Consider the following 16,166-nt stretch of genomic DNA (forward strand, 5'->3'; position numbering starts at 1 on the left):
CGAAGGATTACTATCTGTTGGGTAGTAGTTACCTGGAAGTGCGTTAGAGGTGGCGAGGTACTCGAATGGCGACGAAGACCGCTGCGCAGCGCCGTGAACTGGCCAAACAGCATTACGACGCGTACATCGCCGAGTGCCCGACCCGGCAGCTGCTGGATCGGATCAGCGACAAATGGGTGAGCCTGGTGCTGGCCGCGCTCGCCGACGGACCACAGCGCTACGCCGAGCTGAACCGGATCATCGCAGGCGTGAGCCCCAAAATGCTCACCCAGACGCTGCGCGGATTGGAACGCGACGGCCTGCTCGAGCGGCGCGTCACGGCGGAAGTGCCGGTCCGGGTCGATTATGAACTCACCCCGCTCGGTCACAGCCTCCAGCCGGTCATGAGCGCCGTCAAAGCGTGGGCGGAGGCGCGCATGGACGACGTCATCGCGGCGCGAACGCACTACGACAGCATCCGGCAATAAACCGGTTGTCCGGTCTGGAAATGTGCTCCCACCTGTGGCTAAACATCACAAGACGAATCAGGTCGATGGCCTTAATCTGATTGCCATGACAACGGCATTCGATGAAATGGATCTGCGCGATCTTGTCGGACTGCTCAGCGAAGAGGAACAACGGGAGCTGCGGCCTGCGGTGCTGCGCGTGCTCGGCCGCCTCCCTTCGCAAGAGGTGCTCCGGCGCGAGCTCGGTCTTCGGCTGAAGGTCTGAGCGCCCGGTATACACCGGCTGAATACGGCAGGGCCGCCGCGCAGCGTTCGTCTGCGCGGCGGCCCTGTGTTCGGGGTAGCTATCCGGTCGGCTCTGCCGAAACGGATCAGAAGACCCGCAAACTACCCGGTGACCAGAAGCCGGAGCGGGTAGCTGTGCCGGTGTCCAGCTTCGCCGGGACGGCGTTGCGGTCGTACTGGTCGTAGCGCTCCAGCGAACCCCAGTCGCGCGCCCAGTCCTCCTTCAAGTAGGTGGGCACGGTGACCGACTTCGCCAGCATCTGGGAGAAGCCGAGCACACCGCCGAACTCCTCGGCCTGCCAGGTGTTCGTCGAGCTGATGGCCAGCGGGCGGTCCGGCAGGATGCGGTAGCCGGGCACCTCGGCCACGCCGTTGCGGTGGTCGAACGGACGCTGGCACGGGAACTGCAGACCCACCGCCCAGTCCAGCAGGATCGGCTGCTGGGAGCCGAGCAGGCTGTTGAGCGTCTGCAACTTCGGCATCCGCGGCGGTGTGAACGCCAGCCACTGGTCTCCGATCAGGATCGGGTCGTTGGCGACGATGCGCACCGCGTCCGCGTCGGGCGCGATCTCGTCCAGCGGCACCCGCAGATTGCGCCAGGACGGGAACGGACCGATGTCGCGCGGCAGGTAGGTGCCGAGCTTCTGCACGCTGCCGTCGGGCTGACGCTTGCCGTAGTCGACGGTCAGCGACTGGCCGTACTTCATCGCGCCGGTGTCGTCGAAGGACAGGATGCGACCGGCGGCCGAGATCACCACCAGCGGCTTGTCCGCCGAACGGGTGGGCAGCTGGTACCAGCTCGAGGTGACGTTCGCGGGCTGCTGCACGCCGTTCTGGTAGCTGCCGAGGATCGGCGTGGTCGCCGGGTCCAGGCCGAACGGAAGGGCGACGGTGGAGCCGTTGACGCCGCGCGCGCCCTGACCGCCGCCGGTGCCCGCGCTCTGCCCCTCCGCGAACGCCGCGCCGACCGACTGGGTGGAGGTGTTGCCGGTGCCCGGCTTCACCTCGACGCTGTCGGCGGACAGGTCGTTGGGCACGCCGTTCGGATCGAAACCGATCGGGTCGACGCCGGCCAGAGGGTCGGCCGGATCGGTCGGCGGGTGCGCCGGATCGACGATCGGCTCCAGTCTGCCGCCGTTCGGGTCCGGCTCCACCAGCACGTCGTTGGCCAGGCCGCAGGTGCTGCCGCCGAGCGCGTCGAAGTTCGACCGGGCCAGCGAGTACGCCGGGTACTGCGCGACCGCGCCCTTCACCAGCGAGAGCACCTCGAGCGCGACCATCAGCGCGGCGACCACGGTCAGCGGGATCGCGGCGAACCGGCGGATCCGCCTGCCGCGCGCGGTCTTCGCCGACGGCTGCGGCGCGGTGTAGTCCTCCCGCAGCGCGTACCAGCCGACCAGCGCCAGCGCCAGCCCGAACAGCACGAGCATGAGCGTGTTCGACTGGTAGCCGTGCAGCGAGATCCGCTTGTCGAACCACGGCACGCCGAAGCTGGACACATACCAGTAGCCGTTGATGCCCGAGAACGCGACCGCGAGCACGAACAGCAACCCGGCCAGGAAGATCGCCCGGTTCTTGCGGGCCCGCAGGGCGCTCGCCGAGACCGCGACCGCCGTGACCGCCGCCAGCGAACCCGCGATGCCCGCGTACGCGCCGAAGTGGTGGGTCCACTTGGTCGGGTTGAACATCATGAAGAAGATCGTCCCGAAGACCACGCCCATCAGCCGCCAGGTCGGGCCGCTCGCGATGCCCGGCACCTGCCTGCGCCGCAGCAGCACCAGCATGGTCGTGAACAGGCACAGCAGCATCACCAGGAAGGCGAAGCGCCGCGACAGCGAACCGTCGACGGTCTCCACGAACAGGTAGTAGTAGCGCAGGTAGTCCTCGTACCAGGCCAGGTTCGGCCCGGTCACCTGGCGCACCCGGTTGGCCTCCTGGATGCCCGCGAAGGTCTGGTCGGTGTAGACGGCCGTCAGCACGAGCACACCCGCCGCGGCGATCGGCGCCAGCAACGGCAGCGTCGAACCCCACCGCCCGGCGCCCAGCGCGGCGAACTGCCGATGCTTGCGCACCACGATGCGCACCATCGGGCGGATACCGGCCAGCAGCGCCGCCACGCACATCAGGCCCGTCGGCGCGGCCGCGAGGGTGAACGCCGCCACCAGAACGGCCACGGCCGCGGGCAGCAGCCGTCCGGTCGCGATGGCCCGCTCGATCGACACCCAGGTCAGCAGCGCGCCGAGCGCGACGATCGGCTCCGAACGCAAGCCGTTGTCGAACGGCAGCCAGAACGCCAGGAACACCAGCCCGCCGGTCCACAGCGCCACCTTGCTGGTGCGCACACCGCGCCCCAGACGGGGCACCACCTCGCGGCTGATCACCAGCCAGCACAGGATCGCGCAGGCCAGCGCGGGCAGCCGCACCCAAGGACTGGCGGTGGAGATCTCCGAGAAGACCTGGATCACGTAGTAGTACCAGCCGAACGGCGCCTCCGGCACGCCGTACCAGCGGAAGTAGTTGGCCATATAGCCCGCGTGCGGGGCCACCCGCACCATGCTGAGGATGTAGCCGTCGTCGGAGGTGTTCGCGCCCGCGAAGTGCCACAGCAGCAGCGTGCCGACCACCGCGCCGTCCGCCCAGGTCGGCTTCAGCCAGTTCGCCGGAAGGAACCGGCGGTGCCCACGCCCGTCACTGCTGTCGAGCCGGGCCAGCGCCGCCAGCGCGATCAGCGTGCACAGCACCGCCGCGATCATCGCGATCAGCTTGATCGCGGTCGGGCTGGAGGAGAAGCGGGTGTCCACCGTCATGTCGAACGACAACCCCGCGGGCGCCGCGCCCTTGAGGTCGGAGAACACGCCGACCACCTGGGGCCGCAGATCGCCGCTCAGCTGCCCCTCCACCGGCACGGTGGCCGACTCGGTCGCCCCGGGCGCCGCGCCCTCGACCGGCCGCTCCACCTGCCTGGTGAGACCGTTGAACACCGCGTAGGTGCGGTCGATGTCGGAGCTGATGCTCAGCGACGCGCACTCGCCCATCCGGCTGCGGTCGGCCGACACCACCACCGCGTTGCGGTCGATCACGTCCACCGAGGTCTCCGAGACCCGCACGAACAGGGCCTCCAGCGCGGCCCGGTCGCCCTGCGGCGGCGCGGTGGCCAGCAGCATGCCGCCACGCTCGGGCAGCTGGGCGATCGTCTCGCACGGGATCGTCGCCTTCAGGTCGATCGGGACCTGCGACATCAGCGGCGCCTGCACATTGCCGAGCGTGCCGCCCTGCGGCCAGTTCAGCACCGCGGTCGTCTGGGTGACCGGCAGGAACGGCGTCGCCAGCGCGAACAGCGCGCCGAGCACACCGGCGACCAATGCGATGAGCCGAGCGGTCCGGAAATCGTTCGGGGTCACCGCCGGGGCGGCGGGGGGTTTCGTGAGAACAGCGGTTGCGGCGTCGGGCACGGTTGGCAATGCTATCTGGCTCCCCCGTGGATCCGGGTCTTTAGGCCGTGCTAGTCGGGCATCGCGGGATACGCGTTCGGGTTCGGCGTCGGGCGCCGCGCGGGTTCTGGGCATTCCCGGCGAGTTACCCGTGCGCTTACGAAACCAGGCATCCGTATCCGACCGCGGGCACCGGGAAAAGTACCCGTCTTACGCAACGGTCCACGAAGGGATGGAAAGGTGGGTGTATGACCAAGGTGAACATTTCGACGAACTACGGAACGATCGTGCTCGAACTGGACGATCAGAAAGCGCCGAACACGGTGCGCAATTTCGTGGACTACGTGAACGCCGGCCACTACAACGGCACCATCTTCCACCGCGTCATCCCCGGCTTCATGGTCCAGGGCGGCGGGTTCGAGCCCGGGTTGCGCCAGAAGGGCACCAAAGACCCGATCCAGAACGAAGCGAACAACGGCCTGAAGAACGACAAGTACACCGTCGCGATGGCCCGCACCAACGACCCGCACTCGGCCACCGCGCAGTTCTTCATCAACGTCGCCGACAACGCGTTCCTCAATCACTCCGCGCCGAACCCGGCGGGCTGGGGTTACGCCGTCTTCGGCAAGGTGACCGAAGGCACCGACGTGGTCGACAAGATCGCGGGCGTCGCGACCTCCTCGGCGGGTATGCACCAGGATGTGCCGGTCGACGACGTCGTCATCGAATCCGCAACCGTCAGCTGAGGGTTCGGCGCGTACGACGCGAATCGGGCCGCACCCCAGGGGGTTGCGGCCCGATCGTGTTCCGGTTGCTACAACGGCAGCAGGTGATGCTTGCGCGGGTTGCGGGCAACGGCCTTGTCCCGCAACAGCTGTAGCGCACGACGGATTTCCAGCCGGGTCGCCGACGGTTCGATGACCGCGTCGACATATCCGCGCTCGGCGGCCACCCACGGCGTCGCCACGGTGGCGTTGTAGAAGTCGATCATCTGCTGGCGAATGGCCGCGCGCTGGTCTTCGGGCGCGGCGTCGATCCGCTTGGCTCCGATCAGGCTGACCGCACTCTCGGCGCCCATGACCGCGATCCGCGCGGTGGGCCAGGCCAGGTTCACGTCGGCGCCCAGCTGCTTGGAGCCCATCACGGCGTAACCGCCACCGTAGGACTTGCGGATCACCACGGTGACCTTCGGCACCGATGCCTCGACGTAGGAGAACAGGAACCGGCCACCGCGCTTGATGACGCCGATCTTCTCCTGCTCCACGCCGGGCAGGAAGCCGGGCGTGTCGACGACGAACACCAGCGGGATCTCGAACGCGTCGCATAGGCGCACGAAATGCGCGGCCTTGTCCGAGGCGCGGGCATCCAGCGCACCCGCGTACACCATCGGCTGGTTGGCGACCACGCCAACGCTGCGCCCGTCCACCCGGGCGAACCCGGTGATGACATTGCGCCCCGCCGACGCGCCGACCTCGTGGAAGGCGCCGTCGTCGAAGATGCGCAAGAGGATCTCGTGCATGTCGTACCCGGAGTTGTCCGCGTCCGGGACGATCGCGTTCAGCTCCAGATCGGTGTCGGTGGTCTCCGGCTCCAGACCGGGGTTCACGATCGGCGCCTGCTCCTGGCAGCTGGTCGGCAGGTAGCTCAGATAGTCGCGCACCCACTCGAACGCGGCCGTCTCATCCTTGGCCACGTGGTGGATGTTGCCGTATTCCGCCTGGCTGCGCGCGCCGCCGAGTTCCTCGAGGCTCACGTCCTCGCCGGTGACCTCGCGGATCACCTTGGGGCCGGTGACGAACATGTACGCCTCTTCGGTCGCCACCACCACGTCGGTGTTGATCGGGGCGTAGACGGCGCCGCCTGCGCACTTGCCGAGGATCATCGAGATCTGCGGCACCAGGCCGGACAGCGGCTCCTGCCGCCTGCCCAGCTCGGCGTACCAAGCCAGCGAGGTCACCGCCTCCTGCACCCGCGCGCCGCCGGAGTCGTTGATGCCGACCACCGGGCAGCCGACCTTGGCCGCGTACTCCAGGATCCCGGCCACCTTGCGGCCGAACATCTCGCCGACCGAACCGCCGTAGACGGTCTGGTCGTGCGAGAACACCGCCACGGGCCTGCCTTCGACCAGGCCGTGCCCGGTGACGACGCCGTCGCCGTAGAGCGCGGCGGAATCACCCGGCTTACGGACCAGCGCGCCGATCTCCACGAAGGTCCCCGGATCCAGCAGCATGTTGATCCGGTCGCGGGCGCTGGGGATGCCTTTCTTCGCCCGCTTGGCCACTCCCGCTTCACCCGCGGGCTCCTGCGCCAATTCCAGGCGCTTGCGCAGGTCGGCGAGTTTCTCGGCAGTCGTGCTCACTTGGCCCCTTTCGCCTCGATCGCGGCGAGCTTCGCGGTCAGGTCTGCTCCGATCTTCCCGATCCGCGGTTCGTCGATGATCTGCAGGTGGTCGCCGGCGATGTGGACGACCTCCAAATTCGGGATGTATTCGTCCCAGCCGCCGTTCGGCACCCGGTCGGCGAAGCGTGGCTCGAGCTCGATCATCCCGTCGTGATAGCGATCGGCGAGGTAGAGCACGACGTTGCCGTCGTAGTGCGAAGGTCGGGTCCGGGCGAGGTGGCGGCTGTCGATCCACGAGGTGCGCTGGTGTTCGAGCACACCACCGGGAATCTTGGTACCGCTGATCTTGATCAGGTCGCTGATCATCTTGAACTGCTCTTCGTCGGAGGCCGCGGCGAGCGTCTCCAGCTGTTCACGATCCAATTCGCCGTCGACGCCATAGGTCTTCTTGGCGAAGGCCTGGTAACGCTCGATCCGGCGCACCCGCTCGTCGGGGCTGTTGTCCTCGCCCTGCGTCGGGATGGCCAGGTCGATCAGGCCGACCACGCGCACGTCCGCGCCCTCGGCGCGCAGCAGCTGCGCGGCCTGCATGGCCAGCACCGCGCCCAGCGACCAGCCGTACAGCACGAACGGACCGTCACCCTGGATCTTGCGCAGCTCGGGCAGGTACTGGCGAGCCCGTTCCTCGATCGAGCCGTCGACCCGTTCGAAGCCGTACATCGGCGTATCGGCGGGCAGGCGCTTCAACAGCGGCTCGTAGACCAGCGTGTTGCCACCCGAGGGATGGAACACGAACACCGGCACGGCGTTCGAGCCCTCGGCGCGCGGCCGCAGCGGACGGACGAAGCCGTCCACGTCCGCGCCGCTGTCCTGCAGGGTGCGGACGATGTCGGACAGCTGCTCGATGGTCTCGCAGTCGAGCACGTCGTCCACGGTGACCTCGGCCTTGACCCGCTCGGTCAGGCGCGCGGCCAGCTTCTCCGCGGTGTCCTCGTCGAGGATCGGCAGCGTGTTGAAGATGCCTCCGGCCGACTTGCCCGTGACCACCGCCCAGGTGGCGAAGGTCAGGCGCTCGGCGGCGTCACGCGGCGGGACGTCGTCCTCTTCGGCGGCCTGCGACGCGCCGCCGAAGACGGCCGCTGGCGTGGCCGGAGCCGGTGCGGCCTGGGCAACCGGTGCTGCGGCGGAGGCCGCGTCACCATCGGCCGCCTTCTCCTGGCTCTCCGGAGCCGAATCGGTCTCGGCGGTAATGGTTTCCGGCGCCGCACCCGCCACCGCGGCGACCGGATCGGCTCCGGTGGCCAGGGCCGCGCGAGCCGTGGCGATGAAATCGGCGTCGACGGCCAGCTCGCCCGAACCGCCCGCCGCCTTGTCGGCGGCCTGCTGATCGGCCATCGCCTGCACCTCGTCGCGGTGCTCGATGGCGTAGCGCAGCACCTTGCCGACCTCGTGCAGGCTGGCGTCCCGCACGGCCTGCACCTGCAGCTGCGGGATGTCGAACTCGTACTCCACCCGGTTCTTGATGCGCATCGCCATCAGCGAGTCCAAGCCGAGCTCCATCAGCGGAATCTCCATCGGGAGATCCTCGACCGCGTAACCCATCGACTCCGCGACGATCAGCGCGAGCCGCTCCTCGACGGTCTGCGCGCCGTTCGGATCCCACCGGTCACCGAAGGTCTCCACGACTTCGAGGTCGGCGTCACCTTGCGGCTGCGCGGCCGCCGCCGGGACCGGCTCGGCCACAACGGGTTCCGGCAGCGGGGCGCCGGAGGTCACCACGGCGTCGAACACGAGGCGGAAGACGTTGCCTTCCTTGGCGTGGACCTGCACCGAAGCGCCGCCGGGATGCGGGGTGAGCGTGGTGGTGAGCGTGCCCGCCGCCGGGATCACCGCGTGCGGGATCGCCGCGCCGAGCGCCACGTCACTGAGCACCTGCGTCGCCGCGGCACGCACCAGTCCGGCGAGATCGGTCACCGAGGACGCCTGCACCTCCCAGACGTGCCTGCCGTCCGGCAACGCGACGTGCGCGCCGGGAACCCGGCCGTTGCCGCCCGCGGCCAGCCGCACCTTCGGCCAGTACTCCTTGCGCACGAACGTGGTGCGCGGAACGTCGGCGTAGCCGCCCGGGCCGAGCAGCGAGAACAGATCGACCTTGTGCCCGTGCACATAGAGCTGGGCGAGCGCGGCGATCACGCCCGCCGACTCGTCTTCCTTGCGCTTGAGCGTGGGGATGAGTTGCGCGTCGTGCAGGCCCGCGGCGAAGGTGGTGCCGAGCACTTGCATCAGCGCGACGGAATTCGGCGCGAGTTCCAGGAACGTGGTGTGCCCCGCGTCCACCGCGAGCTTCACCGCGTTGGTGAAGTACACGCTGTGGCGCATGTTCTTGACCCAGTAGTCCTCGTCGTGGATCGGGTCGTGGCCGGAACGGAAGAACTCTTCCTTGTGCACCGTCGAGTACAGGCCGGTCTTCAACTTGGTGGGCTCGATGCCCGCCAGTTCCGCGGCCAGCTCACCGAGCAACGGATCCATCTGCGAAGTGTGGCCCGCGCCGCGGGTCTGCAGCACACGGGCGAACTTGCCCGCCGCCTCCACCTGCGCGACGATCGCCGCCACCTGATCCTGCGGTCCGCCGATCACCGTGTTGGTCGGCGCCGCGTACACCGCGACCTCGACGTCCGGGTAGTCCGGCAGCAGGTTCGCGACGTCCTCGGCGCTGTACTCGATGAGCGCCATGTTGCGCACGTCGTCGTCGCTGATCATCTGCTCGCCCTCGCCCATCAGACGGGAACGGGCGCAGATCACGCGCACCGCGTCTTCGAGCGAGAGGCCACCGGCGATGTACGCGCCCGCGACCTCGCCCATCGAATGGCCCACCACCGCTTCGGGTTCGGCGCCGTGCGCGCGCAGCAGCGCGGCCAGGCCGATCTGGATGGTGAAGATGCCGACCTGCGAGGTGCCGACGTTGTAGTCCTGGCTGTCGTCCAGGAACAACTCGCGCACCGAGTATCCGGCCTCGTCCTGCACCAGCTCGTCGACCTCGTCGACGGCATTGGCGAAGATCGAGTTCTCCAGGTAGAGCTGCTTACCCATCTTGCGGTGCTGCGCGCCGAAACCGGCGAGCACCCACATCGGGCCCATGGCCGCGGGCGCGTCCGCGGTGAAGACGCCCGCCCCCGGCTTGCCCGCCGCGATGGCACGCAGACCGGCGATCGCCTCCTCGTGCGTCTTGGCCAGCACCACACCGCGCGAACGCCAGTGGCTGCGCTTGGCCAGCGACCGCGCCACGTCGGCGAGCGGAGTCCGCGCGCCCGCCTCGGACTCCAGCCAGTCGGCCAGCTCGGCGGCGGCCCGGCGACGCCGGGAGGGCAGGTAGCCCGATACGGGCAGGATCTGTGGCAGCGGCTCGGTGCGCTCGGCGGTCCACTCGACGGCGGGCGCGGCGGCTTCGGCCGCCACCTCGGCCGCGGCGGCGAGCGCATCGGAGGCCGCGGCCGCGTCGGTGGTCTCGTCCAGCGCGTCCTCGTCCAGCTGGGTCTCGAGCTCGGAGAACGGAGCTTGGGGCTCCGTGGCCGAGGCAGGCGTGTACTCCTGGACGACGATGTGCGCGTTGGTGCCACCGAAACCGAAGCCGGAGATGCCGATGGTGGCCGTGCCGCTGTAGCGCGGGAACTCGGTGGGCTCGTCGACGACCTTCAGGTGCGCCTGCTCCCACGGGATGTACGGGTTCGGGCCCGCGTAGTTGATGTTCGGCGGAATGACGTTGTGCTGCAACGACATGATCACCTTGGCCAGGCTCGCCGCACCGGCGCCCGACTCCAGGTGACCGAAGTTCGTCTTGGCCGAACCGAGCAGCGCGGGCCGGTCGGCTTCGCGGCCGCGGCCGACCACCCGGCCGAGCGCGTCCGCCTCGATCGGGTCGCCGAGCAGGGTGCCGGTGCCATGCGCCTCGATGTAGTCGACCGCGGACGGCGCGATGCCCGCGTCCCGGTACGCGCGGCGCAGCACCTCGGCTTGCGCGTCGGGATTCGGGGCGAGCAGGCCGTTGGACCGGCCATCGTTGTTGACCGCCGTGCCCTTGATCACCGCGTAGATCGTGTCGCCGTCGCGCTCGGCGTCGGCGAGACGCTTCAGCACCACGAGACCGCCGCCCTCGGATCGGACCATGCCGTCGGCGTCGCTGGAGAAGGCCTTGATGTGCCCGTCCTTGGCGACGCCGCCGTTGGCATCGAAGCCGAGCGTCGCCATCGGCGCGAGCAGCATGTTCACGCCACCGGCCAGCGCCAGGTCGGCGTCGCCGTTGCGCAGCGCCTGCACCGCCTGGTGCACGGCGACCAGCGTCGAGGAGCAGGCCGTGTCGACGGACACCGACGGACCGCGGAAGTCGTAGAAGTAGGAGACCCGGTTCGGGATGATCGAACTGACGCTGCCCATGATCGCGTAGGCCTCGGCCGACACCGGCACGTTCGGATCACGCTCGCTGCCCAGCCCGAGCGCCGCGAGCAGCATGAAGTCGTTGCCCGACGATCCGATGAACACGCCGACCGGCGCGCCTTTGAGATCGCTGGCCGGAATCCTGGCGTGCTCCAACGCCTCCCAGGTCAGCTCCATCGCCAGCCGCTGCTGCGGGTCGACCCGCTCCACCTCGACCGGCGACATGGCGAAGAACTCGGCGTCGAAGCCCTTGACCACGTCCTGGTCGAGGTAGCCGCCCTTGGTGTTGGCGTTCTCGATCGCCTCGGCCAGCTGCGGCTCCTCCAGGAACTCCGACCACCGGCCTTCGGGCCGCTCCCGGATGCCGTCGCCGCGGCCGATGAGGAACTCCCACGTCGACTCCGGAGTGTCGCCCGCACCGGGCAACCGGGTCGACAAACCCACGATCGCGATGTCGTGCGCCTCGCCCGGGCGGTAGCCGGCGGTGTAGAAGGAGTCGTCGGCGGACTCCTCCGGCACGTCCGGCTCGCCGTTGATGATCCGCTCGGCCAGCGAGGCGATGGTCGGGTGCTGGTACACGATCGTCGCGTTCAGCATCACGCCGGTCAGTTCCTCGATGTCCCCGCCGAGGGCGATCGCGTCCCGCGAGGCGAGCCCGAACTCCTCCATCGGCCGGTCCACGGTGATCTGGTCGACCGGTTGCCCGGTCGCCTCGGAGACCCAGCGCCGCAGCCACTCACGCAACTCCGCCACCGACATGTCGGTCTGCGCGCCGCCCTTCGCGGACTCGGCCGGGGCCGCCGCGTCGGCGACGGTCTCCACGGCCGGGGTGTCGGTCGTCTGGGTGGGCGTGCCCTCGTTGTCAGCCATCAGTTCCTCAAGCTACCTGTCTGCGTACCGGGCGTACCGTGAAATGACGCCCGGCGCGTGGGAGGTCGGCGCCGAGCGTCGATGGTCGGTCCGAGGCCGCCCCTGAGCAATTACTCTTCCGGTGCATCGGGGAAAGCCTGCTGGGTGTAACCACCCCGCAGCGTTCCCTCCAGATAGGCCGCCCGGCAGGCGCGGCGGGCGATCTTGCCGCTGGAGGTGCGCGGGATCGATCCCGCGGGCACCAGCAGCACATCCCGAACGGTCACGCCGTGGCGCTGCGAGATCGCCGCGCGCACCGCGTCGGCGATGGGCAGCGGATCGGCCTTGCCCGCACCCGGACCCCGCTCACCCACGACCACGAGCTGCTCGGACGCGTCGTCGGCGTCGAACTGCAGGCCGGAGTGGCTGCCCTGCTCGAACACCTCGGCCGGGAGCTGGTTGGCGGGCACCGAGAACGCCGCCACGAAGCCGGGCCGCAGCGCGGTGCTTGCTTCCTGCGCGGAGAACTCCAGGTCCTGCGGGTAGTGGTTGCGGCCGTCGACGATCACCAGGTCCTTGACCCGGCCGGTGATGTAGAGCTCGCCCTCGAAGTACACGCCGTAGTCACCGGTGCGCATCCAGTTCGCGTCCGGCTCCGTGCCCTCGGCGTGGCTGCCCTGAGCGAGGCGCTCGGTGACCTTGTTCTGGAACGTCGCCGCGGTCTCGTCGGGACGACCCCAGTAGCCGATGCCCATGTTGTTGCCGTGCAGCCAGATCTCGCCGACGTGCCCGTCGGGTACCTCACGGCCGCCACCGGACTCGACGGACTCCGGGTCGATGATCGTCGCCCACTGCGACAGCGCGACATAACCGCAGGACACCTGCGCGATCGCGTCTTCGTGGCTCTGGTCGACCTTCACCATGCGGCCCGCGTTGAGCTCCTTGCGGTCGACGTAGGTGACCTTCGCCTCGTCCTCGGCCTTGGTGGCGGAGACGAACAGCGTCGCCTCGGCCATGCCGTAGCAGGGCTTGATGGCGGTCTTGGGCAGGCCGTAGGGGGCGAACGCCTCGTTGAACTTCTTCATCGACGAGGTGGTCACCGGCTCACTGCCGTTGATCAGGCCGATGACGTTGGACAGGTCCAGCGACTCGCCGTTCTTCGGCAGACCGCGCGCGGCGGCGTGCTCGAACGCGAAGTTCGGTGCCGCCGCGAAGGTCCCGGCGCCGTCGGAGACCGCGGCCAGCTCCTTGATCCAGCGGTACGGACGGCGCACGAAGGCGCTCGGCGACATGATGGTGATGTACTTGCCGCCCACCGCGGGCAGGATCACGGTCAGCAGGCCCATGTCGTGGAACAGCGGCAGCCAGGTGACGCCGCGCGAATTCCAGTCCAGGTTGATCGCGTCGACCATCTGCAGCAGGTTGGTGCCCACCGCGCGGTGCGTGATCTCGACACCGGCCGGCACCCGGGTGGAGCCCGAGGTGTACTGCAGGTAGGCGATGTCGTCGATCGCGATGTCCGGGCGCACCCAGCTCTCGCCGACGCTGTCGGGGATCGCGTCCACGGCGATGATGCGCGGACGCTGGGCGGCGGGCAGCGAGCGGAAGAACTGCCGGACTCCGGCCGCGGAGGAACTCGCGGTCAGGATGGCCGAGGGTTCACAGTCGCCGAGCACCGCGTGCAGGCGATCGGTGTGGCCGGGCTCGTCCGGGTCGAACAGGGGCACCGAGATGGTGCCCGCGTAGATCGCGGCGAAGAAGGAGATCACGTAGTCCAAGCCCTGCGGCGCGAGGATCGCGACCCGGTCGCCCGGGTTGGTCACCTGCTGCAGTCGAGCGGCCACCGCGCGCAGCCGAATACCGAACTCACGCCACGTCAGCTCCTGCGCCTCGCCGTCGCGCTCGCGCGAGTAGTCGATGTAGCGATACGCCAGGGTGTTCGCGTCGTTCCGGGTGTGCTTCTCGACGTGATCAACCAGGGTGTGATCCTCGGGAATGCGGATGTTCCCGGTTTCGTCCAGGTAGTCGTCGAAAGTCTCTTCCATTCCTTCTTCTCCTCCGAGGCACACGCAGCAAGACGGCGAGATCGCCGCTTTTACCTGTGAGGCCCCGACTCGCTTTCGCCCGCGGGTGCTCCAAGTGCAGAGCCAGCCTGCAGATTTTGTGCGGTCTGCGCGGTGACCGCTTATCGGCTAGATGTACTCAAACCAGAGTCATGTTACAGAGAAGACCGGCTCACTCGTCCCGCAGCAGGGGAATAACGGGGGCGAACGCGTCCATCTGGGTGGGGAACACGCCGACGTAGGACATCGAGGTGAGTTCCCGCACACGGCGGATCTGCTCGGCGATCTCCTCGAATGTCCCGATCGCCACGTAGGGCGAGTTCAGGATGTCCTCGACGGACAGCTGAACGTCGACCTCCAGGTTCGGGTGCAGTCCCCGGTCCAACGCCGACAGCGCCATCTCCGCGGTCTTCTCGCGATCGTCGGTGATCACGACGGCGGTGATGGCCCAGTTGAGTTCGATGTCGGCGAACCGGTCTCCGGCGGCCTCCTTGATCAGATTCACCTTTTCCACGGCCTTCTCGATGGTGATGCCGGAGAGGAGGCCCTTGCCGTTCTTGGTGGTCACCGGAACGACGGAGATGATGTCGGCGTGCTTGGCGGCCAGGCGCAGCATCTTCGGACCGCCGCCGCCGGTACAGATCGGCGGGCGCGGGCCCTGCCGCGGCCGCGGGGTGCCTTTGATGCCGCGGACCTGGTAGTGCTTGCCTTCGAAGGTGCACTCCTGGCCGCGCAGCAGCACGTCGAGGATGGTCAGCGCTTCGTCCAGCTTCTCCAGCCGGACACCGGGCGACTCGTAGGCGATGCCCGCGTTGTCGAACTCCTCCTTGATCCAGCCCGCGCCGAGACCGACCTCGAGCCTGCCCTTGGACAGCACGTCGATGGTCGCCAGATCCTTGGCCAGGACGACGGGGTGGCGGAAACCGTTCGCCAGCACCGACGTGCCGAGCCGGATCTTCTCGGTGGCCTGGGTCAGCGCGCCGAGCGCGGCGATCGGCCCGATCTGCTCGCCGAGGTGGTCGGGCACCACGAAGGTGTCGAAGCCGTACTCCTCGGCCTGCTGAGCGGTCTGCACGAACTTGCGCGCACCGCCCTCCTGCTTGTTTCCCTCGCCGGCCGCCGCGAAGCGGAACGGACGCAACGGAGTGCCAAGCGCGGACAACGCAGCATCCGCGTCACGGCTCGCCGTGGTGGCCGGTGCGGCGGCTTCTGTCATGAATTCATGCTCCTGGCTGTGCGGAAAATACGGGCGCGACGCCCGCCCGGGTCTGCGCTGCGGTGGTGCCCGGCGTCGCGATCACCAGCGCACTTTACAGCGTGCTACCCAACTCGAGTTGCGCTTGTCACGCCAACGGGGTGCGGGGTATCTCACGGACTGTGAATTCTCACGAATGCGCCGGATGCGGCGCTGCCTCGACGAGGCCCGCCGCCCAGTTCGCCGTCCACTGCGTAGCGGTGGTGCCGTCGCCGTCGACGACGTAACTGTTGTAAAGGGTGTGCACCGGGTTCCCCGCCGCCCGGACCAGCGTGTTCACGCTGCCCACGATGTTCCACGGGCTCAGTGCCTCCCGCGGCGCATCGCAGATCAGATCGCCCGGCGCGCACATGGTGTAGGTGCGGTCGGCCAGCGCGCCGAAGCCCCCTTGACGGGGACCGGTCATCGTGATGCCGGGCACGTTCAACCCCTTCAGCGCGACTTCGGCACCCACACCGGGCGGTGGCGTGCCGATCTGGATCGCCTGACCCGGGCCGGTCTCCCCGGTACGGCGCCCGTCGGCGATCAACGCCACGCCGAGCACCAGATCGGCGGGCACCGGGCCCTCGCCCGCGCCGATCTGCGCCGCGACGTCACCCACGATCACCGCGCCCTGGGAGAACCCGGCGAGCACATAGGTGGTCAGCGGGCACTCCTGGTGTCGTGCGGTCATGGCCTCGACCATCCGGGCGGTGCCCTCGGAGCGGCTGTTGTTGTAGGACTGCTGGCCGTCCGGCGGGATCGCGATCGGATTGGAGAACTGCGCGACGTAGGGAACGGTGTACACGTCCACGCGCTCGCTCGGGAACCGCTGAGCGATCGGCCCGGAGACGTTCAGCATCAACGACACCGGGTTCGCCGTCGGATTGTGCGGATCGTCGAAGCTGTTCGACTCCCAGGTGCCGGGCACGGAGATCATCTGCACGTCCGGGCAACTGGCGGGCTGGGAAGTCGGCCGCTCCGGCGGTTTCGGTCCCGGCCCGGGCGGACGCAGACGCCCCGCGAGTAGGTACCACAGCAAAAGGACGACCAGGACGATCAGCAGGACGGCGCCGATCACGACCAG

Annotated in this window: 9 protein-coding genes; 3 read left to right on the plus strand and 6 right to left on the minus strand. The window is 68.8% G+C overall.

From position 1 onward, the window contains the following. Positions 1-65: 65 nt before the first annotated feature. Positions 66-467 (plus strand): winged helix-turn-helix transcriptional regulator, encoded by a 402-nt coding sequence (locus NNI01S_RS08220; protein WP_063019139.1) that lies wholly within the window; start codon positions 66-68, stop codon positions 465-467. Between the two features lie 34 nt (positions 468-501). Further along, on the plus strand, positions 502-711 hold the full coding sequence (locus NNI01S_RS34370) for a hypothetical protein (RefSeq protein ID WP_157114650.1): 210 nt from the start codon (positions 502-504) through the stop codon (positions 709-711). 106 nt (positions 712-817) lie between these two features. On the opposite strand, the gene NNI01S_RS08225 is transcribed toward NNI01S_RS34370, so the two are convergent. Beyond that, complete coding sequence (locus tag NNI01S_RS08225; protein WP_063019142.1) at positions 818-4,183, minus strand: arabinosyltransferase domain-containing protein; 3,366 nt, start codon at positions 4,181-4,183, stop codon at positions 818-820. 227 nt (positions 4,184-4,410) lie between these two features. Between NNI01S_RS08225 and NNI01S_RS08230 the strand changes: the two genes are divergently transcribed. Beyond that, the gene (locus NNI01S_RS08230; RefSeq protein ID WP_063019144.1) at positions 4,411-4,908 is read left to right on the plus strand and encodes a peptidylprolyl isomerase; all 498 of its coding nucleotides are present in this window, start codon (positions 4,411-4,413) and stop codon (positions 4,906-4,908) included. A gap of 68 nt (positions 4,909-4,976) precedes the next feature. Here the strand turns inward: NNI01S_RS08230 and NNI01S_RS08235 are convergent, their stop codons facing one another. The 5 genes from NNI01S_RS08235 to NNI01S_RS08255 all read right to left on the minus strand — a co-directional run bounded on the left by NNI01S_RS08235 (position 4,977) and on the right by NNI01S_RS08255 (position 16,166). Further along, entirely contained in the window at positions 4,977-6,521 is a 1,545-nt protein-coding gene (locus NNI01S_RS08235; RefSeq protein ID WP_063019146.1) for an acyl-CoA carboxylase subunit beta, read from the minus strand. Then, positions 6,518-11,803 (minus strand): polyketide synthase Pks13, encoded by a 5,286-nt coding sequence (gene pks13, locus NNI01S_RS08240; RefSeq protein WP_084488632.1) that lies wholly within the window; start codon positions 11,801-11,803, stop codon positions 6,518-6,520. Before pks13 ends, NNI01S_RS08235 begins: the two co-directional genes overlap by 4 nt. Positions 11,804-11,913: 110 nt before the next feature. After that, positions 11,914-13,827 (minus strand): long-chain-fatty-acid--AMP ligase FadD32, encoded by a 1,914-nt coding sequence (fadD32, locus tag NNI01S_RS08245; protein WP_063019148.1) that lies wholly within the window; start codon positions 13,825-13,827, stop codon positions 11,914-11,916. A 190-nt stretch (positions 13,828-14,017) separates the two neighbouring features. Continuing rightward, the gene (locus NNI01S_RS08250; RefSeq protein WP_084488633.1) at positions 14,018-15,061 is read right to left on the minus strand and encodes an LLM class F420-dependent oxidoreductase; all 1,044 of its coding nucleotides are present in this window, start codon (positions 15,059-15,061) and stop codon (positions 14,018-14,020) included. A gap of 169 nt (positions 15,062-15,230) precedes the next feature. After that, on the minus strand, positions 15,231-16,166 hold the full coding sequence (locus NNI01S_RS08255; protein WP_435825052.1) for a cutinase family protein: 936 nt from the start codon (positions 16,164-16,166) through the stop codon (positions 15,231-15,233).

The sequence above is a fragment of the Nocardia niwae NBRC 108934 = DSM 45340 genome (assembly GCF_001613465.1).
Classification (GTDB): domain Bacteria; phylum Actinomycetota; class Actinomycetes; order Mycobacteriales; family Mycobacteriaceae; genus Nocardia; species Nocardia niwae.